Origin of the sequence: Paraburkholderia sp. GAS32 (assembly GCF_050434225.1) — a bacterium.
In the GTDB taxonomy this organism is placed as follows: domain Bacteria; phylum Pseudomonadota; class Gammaproteobacteria; order Burkholderiales; family Burkholderiaceae; genus Paraburkholderia; species Paraburkholderia madseniana.
The window spans coordinates 17,233-29,503 of record NZ_JBNPVS010000065.1; the positions used below are offsets into that span (position 1 = coordinate 17,233).

The window sequence follows — 12,271 nt, forward strand, 5'->3', positions numbered from 1 at the left end:
TCTTTTGAAGACGGAGCGACAGATGGACATCGGTTTTATCGGTCTCGGCGAGATGGGCGCCGCGATGGTTGCAAACATTTTGAAAGCCGGGCATCAGGTGCGCGTGTGGAACCGCTCGCCGGAACGCGCGCAGCCGCTCGCCGACGCAGGTGCGCGGATCGTCGCGACGCCCGCCGAAGCGTTTGCGGGCGACGCCGTGTTCTCGATGCTCGCCGACGATACCGCACTGCGCGAAGTCATCACCGCATCGCTGCTGGAACACGCCCCGCGCGGCCTGATCCACGTGAACATGGCGACGATCTCGGTGGCGCTGGCCGAGGAACTGGCGACGGCGCACGCCTCGCGCGGCGTCCATTACGTCGCCGCACCGGTGATGGGGCGGCCCGACGTCGCGGCGGCGGGCAAGCTGACGATCGTAGCGGGCGGCCCGGCCGAGTCGATCGACCGCGTGCAGCCGATTTTCGACGCCATCGGCCAGAAAACCTGGCGCATCGGTTCGCTGCCGCAACAGGCGAACGTGATGAAACTCGCGGCTAACTTCATGTTGGGCGCGGCGGTCGAGACGCTCGGCGAGGCGGCCACGCTCGTGACCGGCCACGGCCTCGCAATGCAGGATTTCCTCGACGTCATCACGAGCGGCCTGTTCCCGGGACCGGTCTATTCGGGCTACGGCAAGTTGATCGCGGAGCAGCGCTACGAGCCGGCTCTGTTCAAGGCGCGCCTCGGATTGAAGGACCTCCGCCTTGCGCTGGCGGCCGCGGACGCGGTCAACACACCGCTGCCGATTGCGAGTGTCGTGCGTGACAGTCTGATCGAAGCGGTAGCGCATGGCGACGGCGAGAAGGACTTCGCGGTGCTGGGCCAGGTGGCGGCGCGGCGGGCAGGGCGCTGAGCGGGAGCTTGGGGCGCCGCGCTTTACGGCGCGCCCCGGCTTTCGTAGCGGAGCCCGGACTCGGCTGCTGGGCTGGCGTGCTTCGCCGTAAGGTTGCAGCGCTTGCGCGCCGAGATTCGCGCGATGGGAGTGTCGCTGCGGATTCGCCTAGGCGGGCATAATGGCCGTCCGATCCCTATTCACTTCGATTCCCAATGAGCCTGCATACCTGGTGGCTGTTCGTCGCCACTGTTTTCGTCGTTTCCGCGATTCCCGGTCCGAACATGCTGCTGGTGATGACGCACGGCGCCCAGCACGGCCTGCGCCGTTCCAGCGCGACCATGGCCGGCTGTCTTTCGGCGCTTGTGTTGATGCTGGCGGTGTCGGCGGCCGGCCTCGGCGTCTTTCTCGCGGCTTGGCCGACGATGTTCAACGCACTGCGGATGATCGGTGCGGCGTACCTCGTCTATCTGGGCATCAAGGCGTGGCGGGCGCCGGCTGACGAAGGTGCTGCGGGCGCGGTCGACGAACTCTCCGTCAAACCCGCGCGTTCGCGCTTCGCTCTGTTTCGCAATGGCTTCCTCGTGGCGGGCAGCAACCCGAAAGCCATCCTGTTCGCTGCCGCGCTGCTGCCGCAATTCATTGATGCCGCGCAGCCCAAGCTGCCGCAGTTCGGCGTGCTCGTCGCTACTTTCGCGGTCATCGAGGTGAGCTGGTACCTCGTGTACGCCGGTTTCGGCACGCGAATTGGGGCCAGGTTGAAGAGCCGCAGCGTTGCCAGGATGTTCAATCGTCTGACGGGTGGAGTGTTCGTCGGCTTCGGCGCGATGATGGCGCTGGTGCGCCACTAGGCGAACGGCTGACTCGCGCGTGCGCAGTCAACGCCGCTCGCAAAACGTTGCGAGAGTTGTTGTGCCTATACAACGCCGAGGGTCAACCCTAATTTGTATGTTGCGACGCACCAAATGATTTGCTATAGTTCGTCTTGTCTCCTCCATGTCTCCTCTGATATGGATTCAGCCCGCCGGCTTAGGCGGGCTTTTTTTTGCCCTAATTTCCAGCGTCCCCCAGAAAAGACAACGCCGGCTGACCCTCCGCGGGGCCGCCGGCTTTGTCGTATCTGCGTCGAACTCAGAACTTGTAGGACACGGCTAGGAACGAAATGATCGGATCGGCTTTCAGCTCCGCCTTCGAGACACCCAATTCCGTGCCGTCCGCCGCCTTGATGATGACCGACGAGGTGGTCTTCAGCGGAATGTACGTGACCGAAGCTACAAGGCCCCAATGATCAGTGATGTTGTACGAGAGACCCGCATTGAACACCGGCTGCCAGGACGACGACGCCTTCGCCGACACCTGCGTCTGTCCGGGCTTGCCCGCGCCGGCGGCCAGCACTGAGCCGAGATTGTTCTGCGTCGCGGTCACGAAGTTCTGGCTTAGCTGAACGTCGGAGAACCAGTTATACGACACGCCGATACCCACGAACGGCCTGAAATGTGCCGTCGGCGCATTGAAGTAATACTGGAACAGCAGTGCCGGACTCCATTGACGCACGCTCTTCACGATCGGATTGGCCTGCGGATCGCCCAGGTTTTGCTGACCGAGTGCGCCTGCCGGTCCCGGCGGCTTGACGGTGCCGTGCCCGTAGAGCTTGAAAACCGGCGGTACACCCGCCACTGTCGACACGGCGATGTGATCGGTGAGGTAGTGGCTGAATACGAGGCCGACGGTATTGGCCGTACTGGTCGACAACCCCGTGCCGGAAGACGTGAACGAACTCGGCAGACGCAGCGGTGTATTGATTGGCGTCGGGGCGACGGTGGTGGTCAGCGGGGTGCTCGAATCCTGCGGCATGACGTGGAACCAGCCGAGCACGGCGACGTTGTCGCCGGCGTGTTGTGCGTGCGCACTGACCGACAGGCAAGCGGCCAGTAGCGCGAAATAGATTTTTTTCATGTTGTTCCTCCCTGGGGCGCGCGTTGCGTTCGTCTCGCGCGGCGAGCGACGGCGGCCTCGCGGCCCAGCCGGTGCGCTGGATACTGGGTGGACGCCGGCTGCTGCGCTATTGCTGTGCGCAGCAGCCGGGACGCGAACGCCTCGTTGCGTGTCGGCGGCGCGTGCTGCGTCCATTACTGGACGAAGGCGCCGATCGTGAAGTACGGCGAGGCCGCGTTGGTCAGATCGAGGTAGCCGAACACGCCACCCGTGAAGATCATCTTTCCGGTCGGCGTGGTGCCCGTCGAGGCGCCCACTTGCGTTGTCGTCACGACACCCGGCACGGTCTGCGTGAAGCTCAGATTCAGCGCCGTCGCAAGCGATGCCTGCGATGGGTTGAACGGATCGAGCAGCGTGGCCTGCACGCCTTCGAGCGCGGTGGTGCGATAGTCGAACTGGCTATCCACGCCGATGTACTCGCCGTTTTGTGAGTTCACCGCGATCGAGCTTTGCAGCGCCAGAATCGAGATGCCCGATTCATCGTCCGCGTACGGGCCGAGTTCGCCATTCACCGGCGTTGTCACCGACGAGTTCGCCGCGCCGGTTCGCACCAGGATCGGCACCACCTGATTGCGCAGCTTGCCGACGATCATGTAGCCGCGCGCCTTGGGCGTCGTGGCGAGCGTCGGTTTGGCCTGGCCCAGGAACTTGTCGGTTTCGAATGCGCCGCTGCCGTCCGACGACTGCACGAAGTTCGTACCCGGCTGTTGGCAGGAGCCCGCGTTGACACCGGAGTTGTCGCACTCGGTCCATGTGCCGTCCGCGTTGATCGTGATCTTCGTATCGACCGCGACCGGCGCGAAGTTCTGCGACGGAACCTGGTGATAGCCGAGCTGGTTATAGGTGCCGGCCACGTTCGCGAGGTTCGTTTCAATCGACGAGAAGCCGATGAACGGGTAGTACGGGAACTTGGTGTCGGGTACCGCGCCCACGCCGAGAATCCCGGCGAACGAAATTTCCGCCCCCGGGATCGTGCCACCGGCCACGCCTTCGCCCACAAAAATCCGCGCCGGACGATTCGGGTCGAGGCTCGCGCCGTTCAGGCGGAAGGCACACTGATTGAGCTTGTTGGTCGGCAGTTGGGTTTCCTGCGTCAGCGTGCCGCTTGCGCTCTGGCCGGCGCGAGTCGGCGCGACGGTGCCGTTGGTCGCCGGGATCGGCGACTCGATGTAGTTGATCTGCCAGGTCATCTTGGTCGTGTCCATCTGCAGCTTGACCAGTTCACCGTCACCGCCGCCGCCCGTGAACACCGTGCCGTAGTCGAGCGACGCAGGACACAGGCGAACTTCCGTTACCGGTCCATCGCCGTTGCCGCCACCACCACTGCATGCCCCCAGTAACGGTGCTGCAAGAGCGAGCACCGAAAGGATTCTCCATTTCATACCGCCTCCAGAATTTTCTCGTTGTGTGTGGCCGGCTCCCAGTCCTGCCACCTTTTTGCTCTATTTATGTCTCGTGCTGCGAATACCCGGTCCTTCGTTCCTTATTTGCTGATCCGAGCGCCGATGCCGAAGTAGGGGGCGTTCGGCGTATCCGAATTGGCCGACGTCGACGTGATGCCGCCGTTGACGGTCCCTTGAATTTCGATCGCGTACAGTCCGCCCGAGGCGATCGCCAAACCGGTCTGGCCGTTTGCTTGCTGGACGCCGACCAGTCCTGGGCTCGGCAGACCGTAGCCCAGGCCGAAGCCGTCTTCCGCCGCGGAAGTCGACGGATTGATGAAGGTGCCCACGCCTCCCTGGATCAAAGTCGCGGTCGACTTGAAGTTCGAATCCGCGCCGACATAACCGCCGTCGAAGCCGCCGGATGCAAGCGGTGTGGCTGCGGCGAGCATTGCAATGCCTGATTCGTCATCGACCGACAGGCTGGCGATTTTGACGTGCCCGGTGCGAACCACCAGCGGCACTGTTGCGCCATTGACCTGACCGATGATCATGTGAGCTGTGCCGGATTTGTCGGTACGCAGCGGCGCTGGATTGCCACCATTGACGATTTGCGGCGGAGTCGCGCTGTCGAAATAGCCGTTGCTGTTGAGTGTGAGCGCGGCGCCAGTCGTCAGACAGCCACTTGAACTCGACGATGTACAGTTACCGCTCGCATCGAACGTCTCCACCGAGCTGGTGGCAACGGTTTCGTAATTCGCGGTCGGCGAGAGGTGATAAAGCAGGCCGTTGTAAGTGCCTGGCAGCTTCGTGATATCGGTTGTGGTGCTGGCGAAGCCGAGGAACGGGTAAAAGTCGAAATGACGCTTGTTCACGGCGCCGATGCCTAAGCCCAGTGCGCCGGCGTATTGCACCGTTGCGCCCGGAATGCCGCCGCCGGCTACGCCTTGGCCCACGAGGATCGTCGGCGGATTCGGATTGTTCACGAAGTCGGGCGTCGTGTAAGTGGTGCCATCGGAGGCGGTGCCGGTGCCTTTGCCAAGAATGAATGCGCAACGCGTCTGTTCCGCGGTCGGCAGCGCGCCGGTCGGCGGGTGGATCACGGCGCCCGTGATTTGCGTACCGGCTCGCGTGACTTCGACGCTTGCACTCGTCAACGGAATCGGCGACTCAAGCCACTTCAGCGTGTACGTCATCGCAGTCGCGTCGATGTTCACCTGCACGACTTCGCCACTACCAGCGCCACCGAGATACGTCGTTTTAACGATGTCGGCAGTGGCCGGACACAACGCAGTAGTACCGGCGTTCGAAGTCGGCGGACCTTGCACGCCGCAGCTCGAGCCCGAGCATTGCGGTGCGCTGATCGTGCCGGGATTGTCGGCCTTGCCGCCGCCACAAGCGATGAGGAATGGGGCCGTGGCGATGGCCATCGCCAGGCCTCGAGTAATGCCGTGCGACATGCTGCTGTCTCCCTTCATGTAATTGTGCGAACTAATTTCGCTGCGCAGTTAATGCCTGTCAATTGAATGAGCCGTCTAAAAAGACCGATTCAAACAGTGCATTTTTTGCCGGACGCTCACTACGCGGGGCCCGGGGGCCCTTTTAAACAAAAAAGGAATTTTTGCTTCGCCGGCGGCGCCGTTGCTTCGCCGCACATCCTTGCCAGGTAAGCGTTACAGCAAAATGGCTCTATCATCTTCGAACGACCGTTCGAGAAAATATCCGGAGTTTCCCTATGCGGAAAACTATGCTGTGCGGGTCAATTTGAGGAATGAATTACCGTCAGTTGATGAGCAGTCCGATTTTTCTTTTTAAAGTAATGCGGGCTACTACTGATTAACTGCGAAAGAGGAATTCTGAAGGCGGGTTTTTAAAACAGAAAAGCCGGTCTGGAAAGACCGGCTTTTTTGGGCGGATTGACAGCGGATGCCGTCTGTATCTCGAACTTGCTCAGCGTTTCAAGCCGGCTTCTTCGTCGGCGCCGATCGCGAGGTTCATGCACTGGATTGCCGCGCCCGATGCACCCTTGCCGAGGTTATCGAGGCGCGCGACCGTCACGAAGCGCTCTTCATTGCCGAACACGAACAGGTCGACACGGTTGGTGTCGTTGTTCGCCTGTACGTCGAAGAAGCCGCTGTCGAGGTTTGCTTCCGCGTCGAACGGCGCGACGTTCACGAATGCCTCACCCGCGTAGTACTCGGCGAACAGCGCCTGTACGTCTTGCGGCGTGGCCTTCTTGGCCAGTTGGTTCGGCGAGAAGAACGTGGTGACCGCGAGACCCTTGTAGAAGTCGCCGACGATCGGCGTGAACACCGGTGCCGACTTCAGGCCCGTATGCGCCGCCATTTCCGGCAGATGCTTGTGCGTGAGGCCGAGTGCGTAAGGGCGCGGGCTCTTGAGCTTGTCGTTACCGCCGACTTCGTAGTCGGCGATCATCTTCTTGCCGCCGCCGCTGTAACCGGTGATCGAGTAAGCGTGCGCGGCGAACTCCGGCGCTACGACGCCTGCTTCGACGAGCGGACGCATGGCCAGCACGAAGGCCGATGCATGGCAGCCTGGCACGGCGATGCGTTTCGCCGTGCGCAGACGCTCGCGTTGCGAGTGGGCCAGTTCGGGCAGGCCGTAGGCCCAGTCGGCTGATGTGCGGAAGGCCGTGCTGGCATCGATCAGCACGGTGTGGTCGTTCTCGACCAGCGAGGCCGACTCGCGCGAGGCGACATCCGGCAGGCACAGGAATGTGACGTCCGATGCGTTGATGAGACGACGGCGTTCTTCGAGGTCTTTGCGCTTCGCTTCTTCGATACGCAGGATCTCCACGTCGGCGCGTTGCGACAGGTATTCGAAAATCTTCAGGCCGGTCGTGCCTTCCTGTCCGTCGACAAAAACTTTCGTGCTCATCTCGATCTCACTGGCTTGCTGGAAACGGGGCGCGACACCGCGCCGGAACGCTATTTTAAGACGTGATGGCAGTGGGTGTGCGAAACGGGGTGAAAAAACGACGATGCGCGCCGAAAATGACATCGGCATGACCGGTTACGCGACAGATGCAAGCCGATGCTAGTGGGTTCCGAGCAAATTAGCGGCGCTTGCCAAGGGGCGCGCAGCACGCATTCTGGCGAGCGCCACGCCCAACTCGAGTGCGTGCGATTTGGCTGCGCCTTCCCGGCGCGAGCCTTCGTACGCAGCGTTATCGAACCCCCGCGTTCCACCGCGCCGTCACGTCGGCAACGCGCTTGCCGAACATCCGGGCCGTTTCCAGATCGCCGGCGGGCGGCGCTTCTTCCGGCGACGCATCCGCAGGGGACTGCGCCAGCAGGCCGGTAAAGCCGCCCACGTAGTTCAGGTCGTTGCGGGTCGCCGCCTTGGTGTTCGACGGCATCATGCCGGTGCCCACCCAGATCATGCTGTGTTGCATCGCCAGCGTGACGAAGTACTGGATCGTCGAAAACTTGTCGCCGTTCATGGTCGCCGAGTTGGTGAAGCCGGCCGCGATCTTGTCCTTCCACGTCTGGCCGAACCACGGTTTCGAACTCGCGTCGGCAAATTTCTTGAAGTCTGCGGACGGGCCGCCCATATAGGTCGGCGCGCCGAAGATGATGGCGTCGGCGGCCGCCAGTTCTGTCCAGGCCGCGTCGTCGATCTCGCCGACCGGCATGAGTTTCGCGTCCGCGCCGGCTTCGAGCGTGCCGGCCAGCACGGCTTCGGCGACTTTCTTCGTGTGGCCGTAGCCGCTGTGATAAACGATGACGATTTTCGACATAGCACTCTCCGGCAAGATGAAAAAGCAGAGGTAAGTACGGCAACGGTGCAAGCGCATGTAGCGACGCGACATCGACAAGCATCGCCTGCGCCGCCCTGTTGCACATTAGCGTGCGCGGATGACAGAAATTCCGCGGCGGCAATACGATGCAAGCCGTGCGCCCATCAATGTGTCGACCCACGGCGCGACTTGCCCGGGCGCGGCACCCGGCGCCGTGTGAGTCGCGTGTCGGCATGCAGCCGATGCAGTTCGAGTCAGATGTCGACGGGCGCTGCTACCGCCCGTAGCTCACCACCATCCGCGCACTGCCGAGCGTGGCGGTGCTGATCTCGTGATCGAACATGAGCGCCGGGCGTCCTTGAGCGAGGCGCAGGTCCGCGGTGCTGAGCGCATAAACGGTGACGGTATAGCGATGAGGTTTGCCGGGTGGCGGGCAGGGGCCACCGTAGCCGTCGATATCGAAGTCGTTGCGTGCTTCGACCGCGCCGAGTTTCTTCAGGAAGCCCGACGAGCTGGCGTTTTCCGGCAAGCTGTCGACGGTGGCCGGAATGGCCGCCACGGCCCAGTGCCACCAGCCGCGGCCGGGCGCATCCTGGTCGAATATCGTGACCGCGAAGCTGCGTGTGCCGGCCGGCGCATCGTGCCACGTCAATTGCGGCGAGCGATTGCCGCCTTTGCAGTCGTCCTGATTGAAAACCTGAGCCGTATCCACGGTACCGCCCGCGCGGAAGCTGGCGCTGGTCAGCGTGAACACACCCTCGGCGAATGCGTCAGGACAATGCGCCGCGAATAGCGCGAGACCCAGCATCGCGCAGGTGAGGGACGGCATACGGCGGAATGGCGAAGCAAGCGAAACAACCAGGCAACGCGAGCGCATGTGCCGGTTCTCCTGTCAGGGCGCGAGGCGGTTGTCCTCGCGAGGATTATTGTCCCTATTTTGTGCCCCAGGGTCGAATCAAGTCTAACATTCGCTTTGCGACGGATCATTGTTGCCGCCAGCGGGCTTGGCGGACGCGAAATCGGCTATAGTCGGAGGAATTATTCGCGCGAATACAGGCGCGTGTCCGATCAGTTCAAGTACCAAGAATAGAAAGGTATGTCAGAAGTTTTGGAGAGTGGTTTATCTGTCGAGGGGAGGGCAATGCAAGATCCAGTCAGGGTCGTGGTCGCCGACGACCATCCGGTGATTCTGTTCGGCGCCGAACAAGCTTTGCTCAAGTTTCCAGGCCTGCAGGTCGTCGCGCGCGCGACAGTCAACCGAACTGGTGAAGGTGCTGCAAACCGTGGCGTGCGATGTGCTCGTCACGGATCTGGCCATGCCAGGCGGCCAATACGGTGACGGTTTGCCGTTGATCGGCTATCTGCGCCGCAATTTTCCCGACCTTCCCATTGTCGTGCTGACGATGCTGGAAAACGCCGCGTTGCTCAAACGGTTGAGCGAACTCGGTGTGACGTCGGTCGTCAACAAATCGGACGATCTGAGCCACATTGGGCTCGCGGTGCAGCACGTCAGTCGCAACCTGGAATACATGAGCCCGTCGGTCAAGGCGTCACTCGATACGCTGCGCATGAATGCCGGCGGCAAGAACGAAGAAGTGATGCTGTCGCGGCGCGAACTCGAAGTGGTGCGCCTGTTCGTGTCCGGCATGACGATCAAGGAGATTGCGGAGCAGCTCAATCGCAGCATCAAGACGATCAGCACGCAGAAGAACACGGCAATGCGCAAGCTCGGCATCGATCGCGATTCGGAGTTGTTCCAGTACGCGCAGAGCAACGGCTTGCTGAATCTGTCGGCGCATTCGGTCGACGATACGGGCAGCGCGCCCTAGGCGCGGTCGTACTTTCGTCCGGCCGGACGAGCTCGATAAAAAAGGCCGCCTGTCCATCGACAGGCGGCCTTTTCATTCCATCCGGGTCAAGCGGCTGCGCTTACTGCGGCGTCGCGTTGGCGCCGCCGTGTGCCGCGGACCATTCGGCCGGCGCGTGCAGGAATTTTTCCACTTCGTCGAGTGTCTTGGCATCGAAGTAGTTGTTGGCCTTGGCGACCCGCAACACGTCCCACCACGTGGCAAGCGCGTGCAGATCGACGTCGATGTCTTTCAGCACCGACACGCTTTCCTTGAAGATGTTGTAGTGGAACAGCACGAAGCAGTGGTTCACCGTTGCGCCGGCAGTGCGCAGCGCGTTGATGAAGTTGATCTTGCTGCGGCTGTCCGTGGTCAAGTCTTCGACCAGCAGGACGCGTTGACCTTCGGTCAGCAAACCTTCGATCTGCGCGTTGCGGCCGAAACCCTTCGGCTTCTTGCGCACGTATTGCATCGGCACCATCAGGCGGTCGGACAGCCATGCCGCGAACGGGATGCCGGCGGTTTCGCCACCGGCGACCGCGTCGATCTGCTCATAGCCGACGTCGCGCAGGATAGTGGCTTCGGCCATTTCCATCAGGCCACGACGCACGCGCGGATACGAGATCAGCTTGCGGCAGTCGATATAAACCGGGCTCGCCCAGCCGGACGTGAAAATGTACGGTTTCTCCGCGTTGAAGTGCACTGCTTGCACTTCCAGCAGCATCTTGGCGGTCGTGTCGGAGATCGTCTGGCGATCGAAGCCTGTCATGGGCGGATCCTTGGGTGTGAGCGAGGAGAAGCGGGCGCGAGGCCCGGTGGCGCAGCAAGCTGGGTATACCGCGCCATGATGGGCGGCGCCTTGATAGGCAAATACGCAACTGGTCAGTGGAGTGCAGGCCAGTTTTTGCTGCGCGCGTAGCCCGACATTTTACCCGAAACGGCCCCTCCCGAGGAGGCCGTCGTGCGTGCCGGCAGCGAATGACGGTCATAAAGGCGGCGCTGAACAGGGCTTGTGCGGTTCGTCCAGAGCCCTATTGCTGCTGCGTTCCGGGCTGTTTTTCGGTCTGCTTTTTGGCCTGCTTTTTGGCCCGCTTGTGAGCGGCCTGGCGCGCCTTTACACTCACGCGAATTTGCTGGGCGCTTGCAGGGTTGCTGCCTCCATGTCCTACGGAATGCTTTCAATGACTGTCGCTTCTTCTGCCACCGAGACCCGTGAACCCGCCAGGAGCGGCTATGCCGGCCGCGCGCTGGTCGCTTCGGTACTTGGTTACGCGATGGACGGCTTCGATCTGCTGATCCTCGGTTTCATGCTGCCGGTGATTGCCGCCGATCTGCATCTGAGCTCGGCGCAGGCAGGCTCTCTCGTGACGTGGACGCTGATCGGCGCGGTAGCGGGCGGCCTGATTTTCGGCGTGTTGAGCGACTATTTCGGCCGCGTGCGGATGTTGACGTGGACGATTCTGATCTTCGCCGTCTTCACCGGACTGTGTGCGCTGGCGCAGGGTTATACCGACCTGTTGGCCTATCGGACCATTGCAGGCATTGGCCTCGGCGGTGAGTTCGGCATCGGCATGACGCTGGTGGCCGAGGCGTGGCCAGCGTCGCAGCGGGCGCGCGTGTCCTCCTATGTCGGGCTGGGGTGGCAACTCGGGGTGCTGGCGGCCGCGTTGCTGACGCCGCTCCTGCTGCCGGTGATTGGCTGGCGCGGTATGTTCGCGCTTGGATTAATGCCTGCCGTGGTGTCGTTTTTCGTGCGGCGCAGCGTCGAGGAGCCGGCGCTTTTTACCGAGCGCGTCGCACGTGGAATGCGCAAGCTGCCGCTCAAATTGCTGGTGGCCGACGGACGTACTACGCGCGCCAGCATCGGCGTTGCGATTCTGTGTTCAGTACAGAACTTCGGCTATTACGGTCTGATGATCTGGCTTCCGAGCTATTTGTCGAAGACGTTCGGTTATTCGCTGACCAAGTCCGGCGTGTGGACCGCCGTGACGGTGCTCGGCATGGCGTGCGGTATCTGGCTGTTCGGCATGGCCGCCGACCGTTTCGGCCGCAAGCCGACGTTCCTGTTCTACCAGGTCGGCGCGGTGGTGATGGTATTCGTCTACGCCCATCTGACCACGCCGATGACGCTGCTGATCGGCGGCGCGGCGATGGGCGTGTTCGTCAACGGGATGATCGGAGGCTATGGTGCGCTGATCTCCGAGCTTTATCCGACCGATGCGCGCGCCACCGCGCAGAACGTGCTGTTCAACGTCGGCCGGGCGGTCGGCGGTTTCGGGCCGGTGGTCGTAGGCGCATTGGCCGCACGCTATTCGTTCGGCGCCGCGCTCGCTTTGCTCGCGTCGATCTATCTGCTCGACATCTTCGCGACACTCTTTCTGATCCCCGAACGACGCGGCGCCGAGCTCGAATGACA

At 62.3% G+C, this 12,271-nt stretch carries 10 protein-coding genes and 1 pseudogene; 4 read left to right on the forward strand and 7 right to left on the reverse strand.

The features are described from left to right. Window positions 1–22 precede the first annotated feature (22 nt). Both P3T25_RS43860 and P3T25_RS43865 read left to right on the forward strand, forming a co-directional pair. Entirely contained in the window at window positions 23–892 is an 870-nt protein-coding gene (locus P3T25_RS43860) for an NAD(P)-dependent oxidoreductase (RefSeq protein WP_429363619.1), read from the forward strand. Between the two features lie 194 nt (window positions 893–1,086). Next, entirely contained in the window at window positions 1,087–1,722 is a 636-nt protein-coding gene (locus tag P3T25_RS43865; protein WP_154566339.1) for a LysE family translocator, read from the forward strand. Between the two features lie 280 nt (window positions 1,723–2,002). Here the strand turns inward: P3T25_RS43865 and P3T25_RS43870 are convergent, their stop codons facing one another. The 6 genes from P3T25_RS43870 to P3T25_RS43895 all read right to left on the reverse strand — a co-directional run bounded on the left by P3T25_RS43870 (window position 2,003) and on the right by P3T25_RS43895 (window position 8,885). Continuing rightward, the gene (locus tag P3T25_RS43870) at window positions 2,003–2,827 is read right to left on the reverse strand and encodes an OmpW/AlkL family protein (protein WP_154566340.1); all 825 of its coding nucleotides are present in this window, start codon (window positions 2,825–2,827) and stop codon (window positions 2,003–2,005) included. Window positions 2,828–3,000: 173 nt separating this feature from the next. Continuing rightward, the gene (locus tag P3T25_RS43875; RefSeq protein WP_154566341.1) at window positions 3,001–4,248 is read right to left on the reverse strand and encodes a DUF2957 domain-containing protein; all 1,248 of its coding nucleotides are present in this window, start codon (window positions 4,246–4,248) and stop codon (window positions 3,001–3,003) included. Between the two features lie 101 nt (window positions 4,249–4,349). Then, the gene (locus P3T25_RS43880; RefSeq protein ID WP_171928500.1) at window positions 4,350–5,708 is read right to left on the reverse strand and encodes a DUF2957 domain-containing protein; all 1,359 of its coding nucleotides are present in this window, start codon (window positions 5,706–5,708) and stop codon (window positions 4,350–4,352) included. 490 nt (window positions 5,709–6,198) lie between these two features. After that, entirely contained in the window at window positions 6,199–7,146 is a 948-nt protein-coding gene (argC, locus tag P3T25_RS43885) for an N-acetyl-gamma-glutamyl-phosphate reductase (RefSeq protein WP_154566343.1), read from the reverse strand. A gap of 289 nt (window positions 7,147–7,435) precedes the next feature. Then, window positions 7,436–8,008, reverse strand: coding sequence for a flavodoxin family protein (locus P3T25_RS43890; protein WP_171928499.1), 573 nt, complete (start codon window positions 8,006–8,008; stop codon window positions 7,436–7,438). A 274-nt stretch (window positions 8,009–8,282) separates the two neighbouring features. After that, on the reverse strand, window positions 8,283–8,885 hold the full coding sequence (locus tag P3T25_RS43895; RefSeq protein WP_154566345.1) for a YbhB/YbcL family Raf kinase inhibitor-like protein: 603 nt from the start codon (window positions 8,883–8,885) through the stop codon (window positions 8,283–8,285). Between the two features lie 264 nt (window positions 8,886–9,149). Between P3T25_RS43895 and P3T25_RS43900 the strand changes: the two are divergent. Beyond that, window positions 9,150–9,837: pseudogene (locus tag P3T25_RS43900) on the forward strand (response regulator). 100 nt (window positions 9,838–9,937) lie between these two features. Here P3T25_RS43900 and P3T25_RS43905 read toward each other — a convergent pair. After that, window positions 9,938–10,624, reverse strand: a complete 687-nt coding sequence (locus P3T25_RS43905; RefSeq protein ID WP_154566346.1) for an orotate phosphoribosyltransferase — start codon at window positions 10,622–10,624, stop codon at window positions 9,938–9,940. A 412-nt stretch (window positions 10,625–11,036) separates the two neighbouring features. On the opposite strand from P3T25_RS43905, the gene P3T25_RS43910 reads away from it, so the two are divergent. After that, window positions 11,037–12,269 (forward strand): MFS transporter, encoded by a 1,233-nt coding sequence (locus P3T25_RS43910; protein ID WP_429363625.1) that lies wholly within the window; start codon window positions 11,037–11,039, stop codon window positions 12,267–12,269. The last annotated feature ends 2 nt before the right edge of the window (window positions 12,270–12,271 follow it).

Bases quoted from the DNA above. Each gene is read 5' to 3' on its own strand.
- P3T25_RS43875 (WP_154566341.1), bottom strand. From the start codon at position 4,248: ATGAAATGGAGAATCCTTTCGGTGCTCGCTCTTGCAGCACCGTTACTG.
- P3T25_RS43890 (WP_171928499.1), bottom strand. From the start codon at position 8,008: ATGTCGAAAATCGTCATCGTTTATCACAGCGGCTACGGCCACACGAAG.
- P3T25_RS43895 (WP_154566345.1), bottom strand. From the start codon at position 8,885: ATGCGCTCGCGTTGCCTGGTTGTTTCGCTTGCTTCGCCATTCCGCCGT.
- P3T25_RS43880 (WP_171928500.1), bottom strand. From the start codon at position 5,708: ATGTCGCACGGCATTACTCGAGGCCTGGCGATGGCCATCGCCACGGCC.
- P3T25_RS43860 (WP_429363619.1), top strand. From the start codon at position 23: ATGGACATCGGTTTTATCGGTCTCGGCGAGATGGGCGCCGCGATGGTT.
- P3T25_RS43870 (WP_154566340.1), bottom strand. From the start codon at position 2,827: ATGAAAAAAATCTATTTCGCGCTACTGGCCGCTTGCCTGTCGGTCAGT.
- P3T25_RS43905 (WP_154566346.1), bottom strand. From the start codon at position 10,624: ATGACAGGCTTCGATCGCCAGACGATCTCCGACACGACCGCCAAGATG.
- P3T25_RS43910 (WP_429363625.1), top strand. From the start codon at position 11,037: ATGACTGTCGCTTCTTCTGCCACCGAGACCCGTGAACCCGCCAGGAGC.
- argC (WP_154566343.1), bottom strand. From the start codon at position 7,146: ATGAGCACGAAAGTTTTTGTCGACGGACAGGAAGGCACGACCGGCCTG.
- P3T25_RS43865 (WP_154566339.1), top strand. From the start codon at position 1,087: ATGAGCCTGCATACCTGGTGGCTGTTCGTCGCCACTGTTTTCGTCGTT.